This window comes from Cryobacterium sp. TMT2-14 (assembly GCF_004402465.1).
Taxonomy (GTDB): Bacteria; Actinomycetota; Actinomycetes; order Actinomycetales; family Microbacteriaceae; genus Cryobacterium; species Cryobacterium sandaracinum.
This window is the reverse complement of the sequence record NZ_SOFV01000027.1, coordinates 1-18,873: the sequence shown is the minus strand read 5'-3', so window position 1 is coordinate 18,873 and position 18,873 is coordinate 1. Positions and strand designations below refer to the sequence as shown.

Below are 18,873 nucleotides of genomic sequence, written 5' to 3'. Positions count from 1 at the left end.
GCATTACTCCCAGCTCGCGCACACAGTTCACCGTATTTTAGCCGTACCTTCCTGAGCCTCCGCTACGCCGCCGGGGTGACGGTGACAGGTGTGCTGGACTTCGAGTAGGCCGATGCGACCTGGCCGCAGATGTAGCGGAACTTGACCGTGAAGGTGCCGGCGTCGGGACCCGCGGTGATCTTCGTAGAGGTGGCGTCCGGGCTGATCGGGCCGGGGGAGACGGCGTCGCCGTCGGCCACGACCTCATAGCCGGAGAGGGTCTGGCCGCTTGGGCAGGACTGTGCAGCCCAGGTGACCGTGGCCTCTGCTCCGGCGGCGACCGAGGCGGGGGCGACGGTGGGCGCCGCGGTCGGGTCGTCGGGGGTGACGGCGGGGGCGTAGACCGTGACCGTGATCGTGGAACCCTTCGTCACCGGGCCGGTGGGGTTCACGTCGTAGACGGTGTCGGCGATCTGCTCCGGGGTGGTGGCCGCGTTGCCGGCTTGGACATCCGCTACGAATCCCAGCCCGGACAGCTTGTCGCGCGCCTCCGTGCTGGTCAGTCCCTGGTAGTCGGCCAGACTGACTTCGACGGTGTTGCTCGTTGGGGTCGGCGATGGCGCGGGGGTCGCCGAGGGGGTGGGCGTTTTACTCGGGGACGGAGTCACCGATGCCGGTGCCGACGTGGTCGGCGTCTCCACCGGCGTCGTGTTGTCCTGTGTGAACAGGGCGATCAGGGTGCCGGTGAGTACGAGCGCGAGCAGGCCGATCAGGCCGATCAGCGGCCAGGTCCACGGGCTGCGCTTCTTTTCCTCGGGTTCCGCCGTCGCGGAGGCACGCGTCGCGGGCGCTCCGGTGGGCAGCACGGTCGTGGCCTGCATTCCGCCGGCGCCGGGCATCAACATGGTCGCGGAGGTGGGCGTGACGCCGTTCATGATGGCAGGCACGGATGCCGCAGCGGCCGCGATGTCGCCGCGGCGGAGGGCTGCGGCGGCACGGGACAGGTGCGCGGCCGAGGCCGGACGGTCCGCGGGGTTCTTGGCCAGGCAGGAGATCACCAGGTTGCGCACCGGCTCCGACACCGTGTCGGGCAGGTCGGGGGCGGTCTCATTGATCTGCGCCATGGCGATCGCGACCTGGGACTCGCCCGTGAACGGCCTGCGGCCGGCGAGGCTTTCGTAAGCGACGATGCCGAGCGAGTAGATGTCGGTGGTCGGCGAGGCGGAGCGGCCGCTGGCCTGCTCGGGTGAGAGGTACTGCACGGTGCCCATGACCTGGCCAGTCGCGGTAAGCGGCACCTGGTCGGCGATGCGGGCAATGCCGAAGTCGGTGATCTTGACGCGGCCTTCGGGCGTGATCAACAGGTTGCCCGGCTTGATGTCGCGGTGCACGAGTCCGGCGGCGTGCGCGGCGTGAAGTGCGGCGGCCGTCTGGGAGACGATGTCCAGCACCTTGTCCGCGGGGAGGACATGCTCGCGCTCGAGGATGGTGGACAGTGCTTCACCGGGTACGAGTTCCATCACGAGGAAGGCGCTGCCGTCTTCTTCGCCGTAGTCGAACACGTTGGCGATGCCTTCGTGGTTGACGAGCGCGGCGTGACGGGCCTCGGCGCGGAACCGCTCGAGGAACCCAGGGTCACCGAGGTACTCGTCCTTGAGAATCTTGATGGCGACCGTGCGACCGATTACGAGGTCGATCGACTTCCAAACCTCGCCCATCCCGCCAATGGCGATCCGGGACTGCAGCTCGTATCGTCCCCCGAAGGTGAGCCCTGATGTGGGTCTCATTTGTTCAGCACCGCCTCTAGTACTTCCTTTGCAATAGGTGCGGCAAGCAGATTGCCGTACCCTGTCTGGCCAAGTCCCCCGCCATTTTCAACGAGAACGGTGATCGCATATTTCGGATCCTCCGCAGGAGCGAATCCGGTGAACCACAGGGTGTAGGGCTCGTCCTCGGCGTTCTCCGCCGTGCCCGTTTTACCTGCCACCTTGACCCCGTCTATTCTTGCATTGCTGGCGGCGCCATCCTGGACTCCGTTGACCATCATTTGGTTCAGTGTTGCCGCCGTTTCGGCGCTCATCACCCGTTTCATTGCTTCCGGCTCGAAGACCTGAATCGGACTCAGGTCCGGTGCGGTCACCTTGTCGACGAGGTTGGGCGTCATCAGCTGGCCGCCGTTGGCGATCGCGGCTGAAACCATCGCCATCTGCAGGGCCGTCGCACGGACATCCGTCTGGCCGAAGGCCGAGAGTGCGGTCTGGGCGTCGTCGAGAACCGTGGGGTACACGCTTTGAGACACGTCGAGGGGGATCGAATAGTCGCTGTTGAAGCCGAACTTCTCGGCCGTGTCGCGAATGGCCTTGTTGCCCAGCTGCAGACCTAGTTCGGCCAGTGGAATGTTGCAGGAGAGACGCAGGGCGGTGGCGAGAGTGACGGTGTCCCCTCCGCCGCAGGTGCCGCCGCCGGAGTTGATGACGACCGCCGACGAGCCGGGCAGCTGGTACGTGGGCGGGTTCGGGAAGGTGCTCTCCGGGGTGAACTTGCCCGATTCCAAGGCGGCCGTCATCACGACCAGCTTGAACACCGAGCCGGGTGGGTTGAGGGTTTTGGTGGCGCGGCTGAGCAGCGGGTTACCGTCGTCGTTCAGCAGCGACTGATAGTTGTCGGTGACCTGCTGGTTGTCGTGCACGGTGAGCAGGTTCGGGTCGTAGCTGGGCTTGGAGACCAGGGCGAGGATGCGACCGGTCGCCGGCTCGGAGACGACGACGGAGCCGGTGAGGTCGCCGAGGGCATCCCAGGCGGCCTGCTGCGCGACCGGGTCGATCGTGACCTCCACAGAAGCCCCCTTGGGGTTCTGGCCGGTGATCAGGGCGTTCATCTTGTCGAAGAACTGGGCGTCGGACGTTCCGCTGAGTTCGCCGTTAAGGGAATGCTCCAGCCCGGTGGGCGCACCGTTGAGCGGAATGAACCCGGTGATCGGGGCGTAGAGCGGCCCGTTGCTGTAGGTGCGCTGAAACTTGTATTCATCGTCGGCGGGCATCGACTGGGCGATCGGCTCGCCCGCGACGAGGATCGGACCGCGTTCGACGGAGTAGCTGTCGTAGAGCGTGCGGGTGTTGCGGGCATCCGCGGACAGGCTGTCTGCCTGGAAGACCTGCACGATTGTCGTGGAGACGAGCAGGGCCACGAACATGAGCATGACCACGATGCTCACTCGTTTGAGTTCACGATTCATCAGACCACCAGCCTGGGTTGGTTGCGCACCGTGTCGGACAGGCGCAGGAGCAGGGCCACGATGATCCAGTTCGCGACGAGGGAGGACCCGCCGGCGGCGAGGAAGGGTGTGGTCAGACCGGTGAGGGGAATCACACGGGTGACGCCGCCGATCACGATGAAGCACTGCAGGGCGATGACGAAGGAGAGACCCACGCCGAGCAGCTTGCCGAAGTCGTCATTGCCGGCGAAGCCGATGCGGAAGCCGCGCGCGACGAGGAGCAGGTAGAGCGCGAGGATCGCAAAGATGCCGGCCAGGCCGAGTTCCTCGCCGAGGCTGGCGATGATGTAGTCGCTTTGGGGGACGGGGGTGATCTCTGGACGCCCCTGGCCCAGGCCCGTGCCGATGAGCCCGCCTTTGGCGAGACCGAAGAGCCCCTGCACCAGCTGGTAGCTGCCGCCGTCGGCCCCGTAGACATCCGGGTTGAGGGCGTCGAGCCAGTTCTGGAACCGGCCGTTGACGTAGTCCAGGGTCTGGCTGGCGATGAGGGCACCGCCGAGGAAGAGGGACATGCCCAGCAGCACCCAGCTGAGGCGGCCGGTGGCCAGGTAGAGCATGACCAGGAATAGACCGAAGTAGAGCAGGGCGGTTCCGAGGTCGCGCTGGAAGATGATCACGGACATGGACAGCGCCCAGACGACAAGGATCGGGCCGAGGTCGCGCAGGCGCGGGAAACGCATGCCAAGAAATTTCTTGCCCACCATGGAGAGGCTGTCGCGGTTGCGCACGAGGTAGCCGGCGAAGAAGACGGCCAGGGCGATCTTCGCGATCTCGCCCGGCTGGAAGGTGGCGAAGGATCCGACGCCGATCCAGACGCGCGCCCCGCTGACCTCGCGGCCGAGGCCGGGAACGAGCGGGAGCAGCAACAGTGCCACACCGACGAACCCGGCGATGTAGGTGTAGCGGAACAGCACCCGGTGGTTGCGGATGATCAGGATGACCGCGATCGCGCAGCCGATGGCCAGGGCGCTCCACACGGTCTGGCGTACGGAGGCGCTGGCCCAGCCGGACTCTTCGTTGGCCAGGTCGATGCGGTAGATCATGGCGATGCCGAGGCCGTTGAGCAGGGTGGCGATGGGCAGGATGAACGGGTCGGCCTCGCGGGCCACGACGCGCAGCACCACGTGCATGGCCAGAACCAGCACCGACAGGCCGGCGCCGAGCAGCACCAGTGTCGTGTCGATTCGGCCGAGCGCGCCGAGCTGCACGAGCACAACGGTGGCCGCGTTGATGCCGCAGGCGATGAGCAGCAGGACCAACTCGAGGTTGCGCAGCTTCTGGGGCAGGTGCAGTCGGCGCACGCGACCTGTGCGGGGCGGGCGCGCAGGCGCATCCGTCGTCATGGACCGGTTACTGGACGCTGGCATCTTGGAGCCGTTCGACGATGAGCAACGCATCCGCGAGGGAGGTTGCGCTGATGGTTTTTTCGACCTGCTGCCGGTCGTAGACCCGCAGTTCGGACAGCTCCAGGTCGGTGTCCTCGAAGACGGAGGACAGGGAGAGGGGGCCGAGGTCCTGCTGCACGCCCTGGAAGATGGCGACCGTGCTGCCTTCCACCCCCACGTAGTAACGGGACTGGGTCCACCGGTAGCCGAGGAAGCCGGCGCCGACGATGGCCAGAATCAGCAGGATGATGCCGACCAGCCAGGTGATCTTGCGGCGGCGGGCCCGGCGATTGTCTTCCTCGATCAGCTCCGAGAGATAGTCCTGGGAGTCAGGCTCGAAGTGCGTTTCACGCACGGGGTGCAGGCGCAAGCTCGACATGCGCAGCGCCCGGCCGCGGGTGGGCTCCTCGCCGAAGGCGAGGGGAGCGGATGCCGACCCGACCACGATGGGCATGTCGATGCGTTCGGCGGGTGAGCCGATGTCGACGACGACGATGGTGACGTTGTCAGGGGCTCCGCCGTCGAGGCTTTCCTTGACCAGGCGATCGGCCACGCCCTGGGCGTCAAGTGGGCTGAGCAGGGCCGCGGCGATGCCCGAATTAGAGACCACGCCGCTGAGCCCGTCGGAGCAGATCAGCCAGCGGTCACCGGGGAAGGTCGCAAGGATGGAGGTGTCGATCTCCGGCGCCGATTCGACGTCGCCCAGCACGCGCATGAGCACCGAGCGGCGCGGATGCACCATGGCTTCCGCCTCGGTGATGCGGCCGCTGTCGACGAGCCGCTGTACGAAGGTGTGGTCGATGGTGATCTGGGAGAGTTCGCCCTCGCGGAGCAGGTAGATGCGCGAGTCACCGATGTGCGCGATCGCCACCTCGTCTTCCAGCACGATCAGCGCGCTGACGGTGGTGCCCATGCCGGTGAGTTCGGCGTGCTCGAACACGGTCTCGGCGAGCTGCGAATTCGCGGCGATCAGCGCCGCCTGCAGGGCGAACTCGGCGTCTTGCGGGGACTGGAAGTCCCGGTCAGCATCCATGATGCGTTTGGTGGCGATCGCCGAAGCGACGTCGCCGCCGGCGTGCCCGCCCATGCCGTCGGCAACCAGGAAGAGATGGCGCCCGGAATAGCCGGAGTCCTGGTTGTTGGACCGAATCTTTCCAACGTGGGACGCGGCCGCGCTGTGACTGACTGTCGCCATGCAGCTACCGCCGAAGCTCGAAGCTGGTTGCGCCGATCTTGACGGTGGTGTTCAGGGGGACCGGGGTCGGCACGGCCAAACGGTTGCCATCCAGGAAGGTGCCGTTGGTCGAATCGAGATCCTGGATCATCCACTTGTCATGCCAGAGCATCAGACGCGCGTGGTGGGTGGACGTGTAGTCGTCACGGATGACGAGGCTCGAGTCGCCCGACCGCCCGATCGTGATCGAGTCGCCGGTGAGCGGGAACTCAGTGCCGGACTTCGGGCCGGAGGTGATCACGAGGCGGGTCGCGTTCTGGCTGGTGGCCTTGTCGTCCACGGCGGTGAACGCCGGGCCAGGCCGAGCCGTGAACTGCTCCGTCGGCGCGGAGGCCGCGGCGGCGGGAGGCTGGGTGGCGCTCGGCACGGGCGTGGCGCTCGGGAACGCGGCGGGCGCGCCGGCCGAGCCAGCGACATCCGCCTGCATCTTGCGGGCGCGCTGGCCGAACAGGTCGCTGCGCAGGGCATAGACGATGCCGAAGATGAAGAGCCAGAGCACCAGCAGGAAGCCGAGGCGCAGCACCAGCAGGGTGAGCTCGCTGACGCTCATGCGGTGGGTCCCCAGAATCCGTCCATGTCGTGACGTTCGCGGCCGCCGTCGCGGTGACGCTCGGTCACCGGCTCGGAAGAGGATGCCTGCGCGATGACCCGGAAGACGATGCGGGTGCGGCCGATGGTGACGACTGAATCGGGCTCGAGGATGGCCTGCATGACCGGTGAACCGTTGAGCTGGGAGCCGTTTGTCGAGCCGAGGTCGCGCACCTGGGCGCGGGAGCCGTCCCAGAGGATCTCGACATGCCGGCGAGAGGTGCCGGAGTCGTCGATGGTGATGTCGGCGTCGCTCCCGCGGCCGATGACCGTGTGCGACTGCGTCAGGGGATAGCGCTTGCCGTTGACCTCGACCACGGGGATCCAGGCGACGCTGCCCTTGATCGTACTGGAGTCGATCTGGACCATGCCCTCACTGAGGCCGCGATCCGCGGACAGGGTGATCGAGACGCCGCCGGCGAACTGGTAACGCTGCTCGCGGCCGTGCAGCTGCACGAGTTCGGTGAGTTCGTCTAGGAGGGTCTGGCCAAGGGCGGACATGCGCTGGAAGTCGGCATGGCTCATTCGCACCGTGAAGCGATTGGGCGCGAGAATGCGATCGCGGGACACGACCGCTGCTTTTGTGTCGAGTTCGCGACGCAGTGCTGAGGTGATTTCAACCGGTTGCAGCCCCGACCTGAAGGTCTTGGCGAACGCACCGTTGACGGCGCGTTCGAGACCCTTTTCAAAACTATCCAGAATGCCCACAGGTCTCCCGATCCGATCCTTTCGGCTATGAGCATGTTACTTGTCTCAAGTGTTAACTCACCCGCCGGGCAATACCCGGTGAGGGTTGTCATCCTACGGGAGCCAGTCCGGGTCACCATGTCGGGCGCATATCGGGCGCGTGTTCAGGATGTTCGGCACGCCGCGCAGACCTGTGTTCGCGCGGCCTGCCTGTCTCGAATGGCGTTGTGCCCTCGGAAAGTGCTAATCTGCCTAAGTTCGCGCGAGTGGCGGAATTGGCAGACGCGCTGGCTTCAGGTGCCAGTGTTCGAAAGGACGTGGGGGTTCAAGTCCCCCCTCGCGCACAGTGGGTGTTTCAGGAAATCCAGGAATGGTTGTCATGAAATCCAAGTGGACAGGTCGGTTGAGCAGAAATGCTCGGCCGGCCTTCTTCTTTTAACGACTCAGTGCGCGTTCGGTGGCCGTTTTAACGCTCGCCGCTCGGGGGTTTGCGCTTTAAACGCCAATCAGCCTGCTGGTGGGCAAGCTGAAGCGTTCGGTGCGCGGGGTGACGTTCGGAATTGGCGTTGGTTTCCGTTACTGCGGCGGTGCCAGGGCGGGAAGTGCGCTGTGTTTGTTCAACGGTGTTCCGGTGGCTTCTTTGCGTCGGCGTTCTCGGGAGAGACTTTCGCCGCTGTCACGTTCGGCGGTCTTCACGAAGAAGTCGAATATCTTCCGCAGGTTCGATGACACGGCGGCGATGGTCGCCGCGAGGTAATTGAAGGCGAACTTCTGGAGGTGCTTCACGGCCAACCGGGGGTCCTGATTCCGTTCGGCTGGGGCTCCGGCATCCATCGGGATGGTGACGGTCACTGGTGTGACGGGTCTGGTGACGCGCTTGCCACTGGCACGGTCGATTGCCATGTAGGTGCCGGGAGTGGGAGTGAACACTCATCGCCGGGCCGGAGGCATGGGTTCGATATCCTAGGAACATTGAGATGTCTTAAGAAAAGACGAATAGCCCCTGTCTGCGAAATGGGGTTGCCTATGGCCAGCATTAAGGAATCGAAGGTGGCGGCACTGAGAGAACTAACGAAGACCAATCTGGATAAGCAGGGATTCGGAGGCCTCGATGATGAAGCCAAGTCTTGTTACGCATGGCCCCTACGATTCACACCGGCAGTGGGCACTGTCTTGATCGTTCTCGGATTGATTTTGCAGTCGCCTATCATTCTTGGATTGGGTGCAATCGTTCCTCTCACAGGTGCACTATTTCCCCGTGGCATGATTCTCGATCTGGTCTATAACTTGGTCGTTCGCCATATGTTTCGCGCTCCGGCGCTTCCCCCCACGCCGAGTCCACGACGGTTTTCCTACCTGCTGTCCACCGTGCTACTTGCAGGTGCGGCCTTGTCCTTCTATTTCGGATTATCAGCGCTGGGAATCGTGCTGGGAGGAATGGTAGCTCTCGGCGGCACAATTCTCACCACGACCCATTGGTGTCTCGGATCGTGGTTGTACAGACTAATTCTTCCTCACGCAGCAGCAAGGTGAAAAGGTCGGGTCCACGCCGCAGAACCACAGCTCGGTCGGGTTGCCTCATCAGGAACTGTCAACGGCGTTATGGGAAGCTATCCGTTCGTGAGGCACCCGGCCGTCCCGTGACAACTCATGGTCGAACTAGCCAGCAACCGAGCTCGCCGCATCAGCGGTCGCTTTCTCTTCGGCAAGAACTTGGCGATCGCGGCCGCACGGGGTTTTCACGCCACGGCGACAATCGCCGTTAGCTCGCGCGCTCCGGCTTTCGCAATGAGTTCCAGGTCGTCACCGGTGAGTTGGCGCACATCCATTCCAGCATTCGCTGTTGGGACGCCCGTCGCCGACGTATGTGCTGGATCTATATCTACCGGGTGCCCGATAGTCGGACGTTCACCGATCAAGGGTGACCGGCACGAACCGGGCGCGGCCAGGACTACGAGAAGCGCTGGCTGCATGCCGGGCCGGGGACACGCTTGTGGTCACCAAGCTCGACCGCCTCGCCCGGTCACTGCGCGAGGCGAAAGACATCGTCGATGACCAGAAACTGCACCACACCACACACGGGTGTAGGCGGTTCAGGAAGGCGTTCCAGCTTTCGTTGCGCTCGCGGGCGCTACAGCGCGGTGGAGCCAGCGGAGGCGTGTCCCTCGATTCCATGAATTTTCAGAAGATTTTCGTCGAACGCCAGAGGATCGGCAAGATCATTCAGAAGAATCGCGAGGAACTACGCAACCAGCACACGGGGTCAGGCCGAAGTTTTGAGTTTTGCAATCAACCCACAGCGAACACGATGGGTTGATTGCCGTCCACCCAGTGGGACAGAAAGGCCCCCGAGAGATTGGGGGCCTTTGTCGTTCCGGTAGTTTCAGCCCCGGTGGTCGAGCCCGTCGAGACCCGGCGACCCGTCCCGCCCTACAGGTTCGCCCGCTTGCTCGGCAGAGCGATCAGTGTCCGCTTCGGGTCAACCTCCACCGGTGGCCGCAACCAATGCTGAGTTCCGGTGCGGCTGATCGTCCAATGCTGGTTGTGCAGCAGCAGATGGTGGGGATGACAGAGGAGTACCCCGTCGGCGAGGTCGGTGTAGCCGTTGCCTTTCGACCACTCGTTGATGTGGTGGGCTTCGCTCCAGGCCGGTGATCTGTCGCAGTCGATCCAGAGGCATCCGCCGTCACGCACGGCCATCGCGGCGCGCTGTTTCTCGGTGAAGAGTCGTTCGTCGCGGCCGACGTTGATGATCTGGCCGTTGTCGTCGAATTTGATGCCGCGGGTGCCGGCGTCGCAGAGCAGCCGGTCGATGGTTTCCTGGGAGATGGGGAAAGGGTGGCCCTCGATCTGCCCGTGAGCGGCGGGTTCGGCCGGCCCGTGTTCGTTGACCTGCTCAGTCGAAGGTGGAGAGCACGAACTCGCCATCTTCGGGCGCGAACAGCCCGCTGAGTCGTACGTCGCCGTTGCCCAGCCGGTAGACCCGCATGTATCGGTCGTCGTAGGCCTGCTTCTCGCGGGCGGCGATGCCGGCCTCATCGAGCCGGTCGCGCATCCGTCTCGCCCGTTTGAAGACCTCGTCGGCATTCAGTGACGACGCCTCGGTGAGTAGCGCTTCGAGTGCCGCACCGAGCTTCTCGGCGGTGACCGCGGCGTCGATCTGGCCGAGCCCTGAGCGGATCGACTCGGCCGCGTCGACGGAGAGGGTTCCGGCGGTGACGGCCCGGGCGATCGGAGCCTGCCACGGCACCTTCGCCTCGAACTCGGCGACCTCGGCGGCATCCGCGTCGGGAGAGGAGAGCGCCGCCTCGACCTGCTTCTCGGCTGCTTCGGCATCAGCCATCATGGTGCTGACGGCGACCATTTTGTAGGCGTCGCCCTTCGAGGAGCCGGTCCACTTCTGGATGAGGGCCTCCGGCGAGAGAAACCCCTGCTGCGCCGCCAACCCGGAGTGGCCCAACTCCGGCCGGGACCGCCGGGCGATGGTGCCGGCCATCCACGCGGCGCGGGTGTCGAGCAGGCGGCGAGCCGCCGCGATCTGCTTCTGACCGGACAATACTGCGGCATCAGCCAGCGCCTCATAATCGGCACTCGAGGAACCCAGCAGGGCGACGGCCTCGGCCGCTTGCCTGAGGTCATCCGCGAGATTGATCGTGATACGATGATACCTCAAAGCGAACACAGAGTTGATAGTCTGTCAGTATTTAGAGACTCGATTCAGAGTTTATCTCGAAGGTTTGTTCACAAGTTCAGAGAGCGGCTCACCGGGTCTCGACCAGCCCGACCACCGTGGATTCGACTGACGGGTTGGGGTGGGCGATCCGAGGGGGACATCCGTCGTCTACGCTCGGGCTATGTCCAGACCGGCGCGACCTGCTCCCCGTGACCTCGTGGTGGGGTGGCCCGACGTGCCGTCGGCGGGCGCCGTCGGCGAGGTGGCCCGTCAGTTCGCGGTGAACGTGCAGGCCGCAATCGGCGAGCGGAGCGTGCGCGCCGTGGCGCGCGATGCCGGGCTCGACCACACGACACTGCTCTCGGTGCTGCACGGACGGTCCTGGCCGGACCTGGCGACCGTGGCCCGTCTGGAGAACGGTTTGGGTGTCGACCTGTGGCCGGGGCGCGTGGGCCCGCCGTAGGGCCGCCGATTGAGACCTGCGCCGCGAGGCGGGCAGGCCGGCCTGGCAGACGTCGAAGATACGTCTATCCACAGCCTTGTGGATAACCCTGTGGACAGCAGAGTGAAATGTGGCTTTTGCCCGCATAATTACTGGAACGCCCGGTGTGGATAACTACGTGTGAAACCTGTGGACGACTGCCATAATCGCCTTTTATCGCTGTCGGGAATGGCAAGATGCCCAGCTCCGAATACCTCAAATACAGGTTCGAATTTCGGGTGCTCAGCGAATCTCGGTGAGGTAAGTCGTGTAGCCGGCGCTGCGCATCGCGGTGATGATCGGTTCGGTGCCGCCGGGTTCGGCGATAGCGATCATGGCGCCGCCGCCCCCGCCACCGGTCAGCTTCGCTCCGAGGGCGCCGGCGCGGCGGGCGATTGCCACGAGTGACTCGATCTCCGGGCTCGACACCTGTAGCGCGTTGAGCAGTCCCTGATTGATGTTCATCAGTTCGCCGAGCTCGGCGATGTCGCCACGGCGGAGCGCGTCTACCCCGGCCAACACCAGCCCGTCGATCTGGCTGAAGATCGCGTCGTAGCGCGCGGGGTTGCGCTGCCAGGCGCTGCGCACGAGGCCCACGGTCTGCTTCGTGAGCGACTCCACCCCGGACAGCCCGATGACGATGGGGATCGGGTGGGGAGTGAAGATGTCGCGGATCGTGTGGCCGCCCGGGGCATCCGATCTCTGGAAAAGAACCGACCGGCCGAAGGTGGCGACGGTGTTGTCGATGCCCGACGGGGTGCCATGCACGATCTGTTCGCACTCGAAGGCGAGGCTCGAGACCTCGGCGTCGCTGATCGTGAGCTGGAAGCTGTCGGCGACGGCGCGGATCAATGCCACCGCGAACGCGGCGGAGGCACCCAGGCCGCTGGCGCGCGGCAGGTGAGAGAACACGTCGACCCGAAGGCCGGCGTCGGACACGCCGAGCCGGGTGACGATCAGCGCCGCCACCCGGTGCGAGAGGTCTGCTCGGATCGGTTCGCGCACCGAGCCGTCGACGTCCCGGTCGGCGATGACCGGTTCGCGGAGCGACGCCTGGCGGGTGACCTGCGCGCGCACCGACAGACCGATCGGCGCGGCGATCGCGTGGTAGCCGTAGACGACGGAATGCTCGCCCATCAGGATGATTTTACCGTAGCCGAGGTGGGCATCCGGGCCGGGGGCGCCGGGGGTGAGGGCAGCAGCGCACGTGGCGGAAGCGCTGGGCGTAAGGGTGGCCGTGGGTGCGGGGTGAGCCGCGGGCAAGGCGACGGCGGCGGCGGTGCCGTACCCGGCATCCGGCGCGGCCGGCTCAATGGCCCGGTCGCCGTCGCTGCTCTCTTCGAGGGCCTGCATGATCTGGCGCGCCTTCCACACCTTGATCTCGCCGTCGGCAATGAGCCTCTCGACGACCTCCTCGAACCGGGCTCCACTGGCGCCGGCGGCAGCCGCTACGGCCCGCGCGTGCAGGCGCATGTGGCCGTGCTGGATGCCGTTGGTCGACAGGGCCTTGAGGGCGGCCAGATTTTGGGCCAGCCCCACGGCGGCCATCACCTCGGCCAGCTCGGGCGCTGAAGACACCCCGAGGATCGTGTGGGCGAGCCGTACGGCCGGGTTCGACTCCACCTGGCCGCCGACCGTGCCGACCTTCAACGGGATGGTCAGTTCGCCGACGAGATCGCCGGCGTCGTTCACGCTCCAGGTGGTGAGCGGGCCGTAGCCGTCGCCGCGGCCGGCGTAGGCGTGGGCCGCCGCCTCGATCGCCCGCCAGTCGTTGCCGGTGGCGAGGGCGACGGCGTCGATGCCGTTCATGATGCCCTTGTTGTGCGTGGTGGCCCGGTAGGGATCCATGGCCGCGAACTCGTTTGCGAGCACGATACCGTCGCGCACGCGTTCGCCGGGGAAGTCGGCGGTCTCGAGCAGCGCGTGCGGGATCACGGCACGGGCGCGCACCAGGGCCCGGTCGGTGAGGTTGGAGAGGATGCGCAGGAACACGCGGCCGCCGCTGATCTCCTCGACCAGTGGGGCGAGCCGTTCGCACATCGAGTTGACGAGATTGGCGCCCATCGCATCGCGGGTGTCGACCAGCAGGTGCACTACGAGCAGTTCGCCGTTCTGCGCCGTCGCACCGCGCAAAAAGACCTCGATGCCGCGGGCGCCGCCGCCGCGCGCCACCATTTTCGGATGCCCGCTGTCGGCCAACGCCACGAGCTCGTCGCCGCGCGCGAGCAGGTCAGCCTGGGCGCGCTCGGGGTCGATAAGGTCGACGACCTGGATCTGGCCGATCAGCAGCGGCTCGTCGGCGACGCTCGTGAACCCGCCGGCCTGGCGCACCAGCCGGGCCGCGGAGCTGACCGCGGCGACGATCGAGGGCTCTTCGACCACCATCGGCACCAGGTGGTCCCGGCCGTTGATCCGAAAGTTCAGGCCGAGTCCCATCGGCATTGAGAAGACGCCGATCACGTTCTCGATCAACCGGTCGGCGGCCTCCACGTCGAGGGCGGACGTTCCGTCTGCGAGGTGCGCGGCGGCATCCGTCGACAGGACACCACGTTGCCGGAGGAGCGCGATGCGTTCACTGACCGACAACTGGTAGAAGCGGGGGATGCGGGACCGGCTCATGACGCGGTGCCTCCCTGTAGGCCGGCGGCGAAGAAGCCGAGCGGGACGATGGCGGCCCCGGCCCGGGCGAGTGCCCTGGCGAGTCGCTCGGTGGGTTCTCCAGCGTAGCTAAAGGCCAGACCGACGTCTCCGCCGCCGGCCCCGCTGGTCTTGAAGATGCCGCCCTTGCGCCGGGCGAGGGCGTGTAGTTCACGGTGTCGCTCGCTCACGATGCCGGCCTGGGCATGCGCGTCGAGTTGGGTGAGCGCCGCGAAGTAGTCGGAGGCGAGGCTCAGAAAATCGGCCGGGCTGGCCAGCGCCGCCTCGGCCTGTTCGGCGAGGTGTTTCAGCCGGTCGAGGTCGGCCCGGTGCCGGGCGGGGTTCTCGGCGGCGTAGTCGGCCACGCGGCCCACCAGACGGGTGGTCAGCGCACCTTCGCCGGTGACGACGGCCGAAATGCAGAGCTCCTCCGGCCAGCGCAGAGGCACCACTGCGGCACCCGGGGCATAGCGGATCAACCCGCCGTGCACGCTCGCGGCCACGTCTCCGCCGCTGCCGGCGCCGTTCTGCGCGCTGCGGTGGGCGGCGTGGGCCAGGCGGAACAGCTCGTCCCGGTCGAGCGTCAGGCCCAGGGCGCGGGCCAGGGCGTCGGTCAGGCCGGCGGCGGTGGCGGCGCTGGAACCGAGGCCGAGCTTGTGGCCGCCCCGGGACAGCGCGCTGCTGTCAATGGTGATGGCGAGCGGGGTCTGACTCTGCGGCAGCACCCGCGCCTGCAGCGCAGCGGCCTGCACGGCGACGCGCACCTGGTCGAAGACGCGGAGGTGGTCGCGCTGCTGGTCGGTGAGCCCGGCCGGGAGGGCGCCATCCGTGCCCAACACCAGGTTCCGGATGCCCAAATTGGACGCGCTGACCTGCCAGGAGCCCGTGGTTGACTCGTCGACCGTCACCTCTACGCGTCGGTCGACGGAGGTGAGCAGGGCCGGCGCGCCCTCGAGCACGGCGTACTCGCCCAGCAGGAAGAGCTTGCCGGGCGCGGACGCCCGGATCGTCGGCTTCGGCGGAGGCGTCGGCAGAGTCGTCGCCATGGTCATTCCAGCCGGCAGGCGGCAGGGCCGAGCGCGCTGATGCGCGCCTCGAGCACCCCGGGCACGAGCACCATCGCCCGCTGAACCGCGGCGGCGTCGCCGGGCAGGCAGAGCACCTTGACTTGCGGCCCGGCGTCGATGGTGAAATAGGCCGGCACGCCCTGGGCGCGAAGACCCGCCACGGCGTGCATCGCGGCGACGGTCGCGGCGTTCCAATAGATCAGTGCGGGTCGGGTCGTGAGCATCAGGGCGTGCAGTTTGAGGCAGTTGTACTCGGAGAGCTGCCCGAGCCGGGCGAAATCGCGGTCACGGATGGCGGAGCGCATCTCGTTGAGGTCGTCGTCGGCCGAGTCAAGCCAGGCCTGGTAGAACGGCGAGGAGGCCTTGCTCTCGTTCATGCCGATAGTGGAATTTATCGATTTCTCGCCGTGCTCGGTGATCGCCACGACGACCGCCAGCGGCCAGTCCGCCCGGTCGAGCAGCTCTTCCGCGTAGGCGTCCGATCCGTCGGCGGCGGTGCCGGCGTGCATCTCGGCGAAGCCGCCGAAGATCGAGCGGGCGGCCGAGCCCGAGCCGTGCCGGGCCAGGATCGACAGTTCCCGGTCGGCCAGGGTGAGGCCGGCGGCGCCGGACGCGGCAACCGCGAGGGCGGCGAAGCCGGACGCCGACGAGGCGAGGCCGGCCCCGGTCGGAAAGTTGTTCGTCGACGTCACGATGGCGTTCAGTCGGGCGGCGGACAGGCCCATGCTGGCGGCATGCCCACGCACCAGGTCGAGAACGTGACTGATGCGCGTGGCCTGGATGCGGCATCCGGCCAGCCACAGTTCATCGGCGACCAGACCGGGCGTGAAGGTGACGCGGGTGTCGGTGTAGAGCGCGTCGAGCGTGACCGAGATGGAGCCGACCGCGGGCGTGTTCAGGGCGGCGTCGCGCTTGCCCCAGTATTTGACGAGGGCGATGTTGCTGTGCGCGCGGGCCACGGCGGTGGCGCCACCATCGATGGGTTGGTCCACAGTGGTGCTCCGATCGGGTTCACTCGATTTTAGTCGCTTCCCGGGGGGCCGCACCGCCGTGATCGGGTCGGTTCCGCCTGACGATCTGATCCTGGTCACCACTTTCACCAACCGATCCGTTGATAATGGAGTGGTGCGTTTGAGACCCGGTGTGGGTGAACAACCACGCCAAACCTGAAGAGGGAACTGTTGACGCCTGGAATTAGTGGATTCTCCCTGTTCGTGCCGCCCTACCGGGTGCAGCTCGAAGCCTGGTGCGACTGGAACGACCAGCCGTGGGGGAAGGTCCGGAACGTCGTTGGACGCAGCTTCCGCATGCGCGGCCCAGGCCAAAGTGTCTACACGCTCGCGGCGAACGCGGTGTGGCGTTTGATCCGCGACTACGACATCGACCCCGGTCAGGTCGGCCTCCTGGCCCTCGGCACCGAATCCAGCAGCGACAACTCGGCCGGTGCGGTCATCGTCAAGGGCATGGTCAACGATGCCCTCACCGCCCATGGCATGCCGCTGCTCGCGCGCGACTGCGAGGTGCCCGAGTTCAAGCAGGCCTGCCTCGCCGGCGTCTACGGCATCAAGGCCGCCCTGCGCTACCTGGCGACGGATGGCGTGGGCCGCCAGGCCATCGTCGTCTCCGCCGACATCGCCGAATACGCTCGCGGCGGCAGCGGCGAGCCCACCCAAGGTGCAGGCGCCGTCGCTGTGCTCCTGGAAAGCGAGGCCCGACTGCTGGAAGTAAATCTGGCCGGGTCCGGCAGCGACTCCGACTACCGGGTGGCCGACTTCCGCAAGCCGTTCGCGCGCTTCCGCGGGCAGCCGCCCCGCGACGACGGGCAGATGCAGGACCTGCCCGTGTTCAACGGCCGGTACTCGACCAGCTGCTACATCGACGCGACCCACCACGCGATGACGGCCATGCTGGGAAAGCGCCCCGGCAATTCTCTCGATTACTTCAACGAGGTCGACCGGGTGTTCATGCACCGCCCGTACCACCAGATGCCGGCGACCGGCTGGGTGATGGCCTACCTGTTCACGCTCGCGGCCGACGAGGAATCGGGCCGCGACCAGCTGCGCGCGCACTGCGCGGATGCCGGGATCGACGCCGACCTCCTGCTCGCCGAGATGTGCGCACCCTCGCCGTTCCACGGAAACGGGGCCGACATCGGCGAGATCATCGGTGACGTCTTCCCGCTGTCCCGCCGCCTGCGCCAGCACCTGCGCAGCACCGAAGTCTGGAACACCCTGGTCAGCGAGAAGCTCGGCCTCGGCTCGGACGCCATGCGCGACCTGGGCAACCTCTACACGGCCGCCCTGCCGGCGTGGCTCGCATCCGGTCTGCAGCACGCACTGACGGAGGGCCTCGAGCTCGCCGGCCAGGAGTGGCTGGCGCTCGGCTACGGCAGCGGCGACGCCGCCGAGGCTCTCCCGATGCGGGTCGCCGAGGGTTGGCAGGCCGCCGCCGCACGCATCAACTTCGAGACCGCCCTGCACGGCCCGGTCGACCTGACCGAGGCGCAGTACATCGCGCTGCACGAGGGGCGCCCCGGTGACCTCGTGCCGGCCCCGGCCGAGGACCAGTTCGTCGTCGACCACCTCGGCACCGCGAACGGCCCCGACTTCTACGACCAGGGCATCGAGTATTACCGCTACGTGCCCCTTACCGCCTGACGTTCTTGCCGCCTGACGCGCGATTCAATCCCCTGAGCGCGCGAACCAATTCGACGGAGATTTTGCTCCGGGACCCGGTTTTTCGCACCGATCGGGGTGATCCCGGCAAAATCTCCGTCGAATTGGTGAGGTCGGCACCGTCAGCACAGGCAGCCCAGAAAGCCGAGCTGGCTGAGCGCCAGGCCGCTTTCCGGGAGTCGCTGAGGTCGTGCCGAAATCAACCCTGCACCTAGAGCGCAGATCCGAGTAAAGTCGGGCCATGAAACCCCGAATCCGACTCCTGTCCAGCGTCCTCGCCGCCATCCTCGCCGCCTCGGGCGTGCTTGCCGCTGGTGCTCTACCGGCATCCGCCGCACCCACGGCCCCGGCCAACAAGTACGTCGCCTTGGGAGACTCCTACGCGGCCGGGCAAGGCGGCGGTGACTACGTGGACAGCTGCCTGCAGAGCCCGAACGGCTACCCCGCCCTTCTGGACGCGGTGAAGGGCACGAACCTGCTGCGCAACGTCAGTTGCAGCCTGGCCACCACCGGGACTGTGACCACCACGCAGCTGTCGTCCCTGAACCGGGGGACCACCCTGGTGACACTTACCGTGGGCGGCAACGATCTGAATGTGGCCGGCGTGGCGGCGGCGTGCGCGTCCGCGGATCCGGTCGCGTGCGGGAACGCCATCTCCACCGCCGGCGCCCTGATCTATTCCGGCGAGCTTACAGCCCGTCTGGCCGACACCTACGCGCGCGTCGCGGCGGCCGCCCCGAATGCCCACGTGGTCGTCACCGGTTACCCGCTGCTCTTTGCCCCCTCGGCTAACCCGCTGATCGCCCAGCTCAACGGGGCAACCATGCTGCTAAACCAGACCATCCAGGGCGTCGTAGCCCAGGCCCAGGCAATCCGACCGAACTCCAGCATCGAATACGTCGACGTGTCCGCGGCTTTCGCGGGCCACGGCATCGGAGACGTCGACTCGTGGGTCTACTTCGCTGGTCCGGATGCCTTCCACCCGACCCCCGCCGGCTACCAGGCCTACGCGGCGGCCATCCAGGCGGCGCTGTAACTCGGTAGCAGTCCCGGTTCCCGGCTCCCCGGGCACTGGCCTGCCGACGCCGCGAACGAATTCGACGGAGATTTTGGCTCTCCTGCTTCATCTGTGGGTGTTTCGGAGCGCCTTAACGGCCGCACGCCGCTTCCTGTCTAGGTTTCTGACTGTCTAG

General features: G+C 66.6%; 17 protein-coding genes and 1 tRNA gene. 6 read left to right on the top strand and 12 right to left on the bottom strand.

What is annotated here, in order from left to right; all coding sequences use genetic code 11:
• Positions 1-62: 62 nt before the first annotated feature.
• From E3O28_RS10130 to E3O28_RS10105, 6 genes are read right to left on the bottom strand one after another with little or no spacing between them, the layout of a single operon-like run.
• Positions 63-1,766: a protein kinase gene (locus tag E3O28_RS10130; RefSeq protein WP_104100626.1), complete on the bottom strand. Its 1,704-nt coding sequence runs from the start codon at positions 1,764-1,766 to the stop codon at positions 63-65.
• Entirely contained in the window at positions 1,763-3,214 is a 1,452-nt protein-coding gene (locus E3O28_RS10125; protein ID WP_104100625.1) for a penicillin-binding protein 2, read from the bottom strand. The genes E3O28_RS10130 and E3O28_RS10125 overlap by 4 nt, the downstream gene beginning before the upstream one ends.
• A complete protein-coding gene (locus E3O28_RS10120) occupies positions 3,214-4,596 on the bottom strand; it encodes an FtsW/RodA/SpoVE family cell cycle protein (RefSeq protein ID WP_134415855.1) in 1,383 nt (460 codons plus the stop codon). The genes E3O28_RS10125 and E3O28_RS10120 overlap by 1 nt, the downstream gene beginning before the upstream one ends.
• 7 nt (positions 4,597-4,603) lie before the next feature.
• Positions 4,604-5,833, bottom strand: a complete 1,230-nt coding sequence (locus E3O28_RS10115; RefSeq protein ID WP_134415833.1) for a PP2C family serine/threonine-protein phosphatase — start codon at positions 5,831-5,833, stop codon at positions 4,604-4,606.
• 4 nt (positions 5,834-5,837) lie between these two features.
• Complete coding sequence (locus E3O28_RS10110; RefSeq protein WP_104100622.1) at positions 5,838-6,422, bottom strand: FHA domain-containing protein; 585 nt, start codon at positions 6,420-6,422, stop codon at positions 5,838-5,840.
• Positions 6,419-7,168 carry a DUF3662 and FHA domain-containing protein gene (locus E3O28_RS10105; protein WP_134415831.1) on the bottom strand — a complete coding sequence of 250 codons (750 nt, stop codon included), beginning with the start codon at positions 7,166-7,168 and terminating at the stop codon, positions 6,419-6,421. The genes E3O28_RS10110 and E3O28_RS10105 overlap by 4 nt, the downstream gene beginning before the upstream one ends.
• Before the next feature lie 239 nt (positions 7,169-7,407).
• On the opposite strand from E3O28_RS10105, the gene E3O28_RS10100 reads away from it, so the two are divergent.
• Positions 7,408-7,491, top strand: a tRNA-Leu gene (locus E3O28_RS10100).
• 232 nt (positions 7,492-7,723) lie between these two features.
• Here the strand turns inward: E3O28_RS10100 and E3O28_RS10095 are convergent.
• Complete coding sequence (locus E3O28_RS10095; protein WP_134415829.1) at positions 7,724-8,077, bottom strand: hypothetical protein; 354 nt, start codon at positions 8,075-8,077, stop codon at positions 7,724-7,726.
• Positions 8,078-8,173: 96 nt separating this feature from the next.
• Here E3O28_RS10095 and E3O28_RS10090 point away from each other — a divergent pair, with 96 nt between their 5' ends.
• Both E3O28_RS10090 and E3O28_RS17330 read left to right on the top strand, forming a co-directional pair.
• Entirely contained in the window at positions 8,174-8,680 is a 507-nt protein-coding gene (locus tag E3O28_RS10090; protein WP_166784794.1) for a DUF4395 domain-containing protein, read from the top strand.
• A gap of 388 nt (positions 8,681-9,068) precedes the next feature.
• Positions 9,069-9,464, top strand: a complete 396-nt coding sequence (locus tag E3O28_RS17330) for a recombinase family protein (protein ID WP_347232377.1) — start codon at positions 9,069-9,071, stop codon at positions 9,462-9,464.
• A 113-nt stretch (positions 9,465-9,577) separates the two neighbouring features.
• Here the strand turns inward: E3O28_RS17330 and E3O28_RS10080 are convergent, their stop codons facing one another.
• Together E3O28_RS10080 and E3O28_RS10075 are read right to left on the bottom strand one after the other, a co-directional pair.
• Positions 9,578-10,075, bottom strand: coding sequence for a hypothetical protein (locus E3O28_RS10080; RefSeq protein WP_134415827.1), 498 nt, complete (start codon positions 10,073-10,075; stop codon positions 9,578-9,580).
• Entirely contained in the window at positions 10,044-10,820 is a 777-nt protein-coding gene (locus E3O28_RS10075; RefSeq protein ID WP_134415825.1) for a DUF222 domain-containing protein, read from the bottom strand. Before E3O28_RS10075 ends, E3O28_RS10080 begins: the two co-directional genes overlap by 32 nt.
• A 181-nt stretch (positions 10,821-11,001) precedes the next feature.
• Between E3O28_RS10075 and E3O28_RS10070 the strand changes: the two genes are divergently transcribed.
• Complete coding sequence (locus E3O28_RS10070; RefSeq protein ID WP_134375249.1) at positions 11,002-11,283, top strand: helix-turn-helix transcriptional regulator; 282 nt, start codon at positions 11,002-11,004, stop codon at positions 11,281-11,283.
• Positions 11,284-11,544: 261 nt separating this feature from the next.
• Here the strand turns inward: E3O28_RS10070 and E3O28_RS17245 are convergent, their stop codons facing one another.
• The 3 genes from E3O28_RS17245 to mvaD are packed head-to-tail and all read right to left on the bottom strand — an operon-like array spanning position 11,545 to position 15,997.
• On the bottom strand, positions 11,545-13,920 hold the full coding sequence (locus tag E3O28_RS17245; RefSeq protein ID WP_134415823.1) for a hydroxymethylglutaryl-CoA reductase, degradative: 2,376 nt from the start codon (positions 13,918-13,920) through the stop codon (positions 11,545-11,547).
• A complete protein-coding gene (locus E3O28_RS10060) occupies positions 13,917-14,984 on the bottom strand; it encodes a hypothetical protein (RefSeq protein ID WP_104100613.1) in 1,068 nt (355 codons plus the stop codon). Before E3O28_RS10060 ends, E3O28_RS17245 begins: the two co-directional genes overlap by 4 nt.
• A 2-nt stretch (positions 14,985-14,986) precedes the next feature.
• Complete coding sequence (gene mvaD / locus E3O28_RS10055; protein WP_241973086.1) at positions 14,987-15,997, bottom strand: diphosphomevalonate decarboxylase; 1,011 nt, start codon at positions 15,995-15,997, stop codon at positions 14,987-14,989.
• A 189-nt stretch (positions 15,998-16,186) separates the two neighbouring features.
• Here mvaD and E3O28_RS10050 point away from each other — a divergent pair, with 189 nt between their 5' ends.
• Both E3O28_RS10050 and E3O28_RS10045 read left to right on the top strand, forming a co-directional pair.
• Positions 16,187-17,662 (top strand): hydroxymethylglutaryl-CoA synthase family protein, encoded by a 1,476-nt coding sequence (locus E3O28_RS10050; protein WP_104100612.1) that lies wholly within the window; start codon positions 16,187-16,189, stop codon positions 17,660-17,662.
• A 259-nt stretch (positions 17,663-17,921) separates the two neighbouring features.
• Positions 17,922-18,716 (top strand): SGNH/GDSL hydrolase family protein, encoded by a 795-nt coding sequence (locus tag E3O28_RS10045; RefSeq protein ID WP_134375245.1) that lies wholly within the window; start codon positions 17,922-17,924, stop codon positions 18,714-18,716.
• Positions 18,717-18,873: the final 157 nt, after the last annotated feature.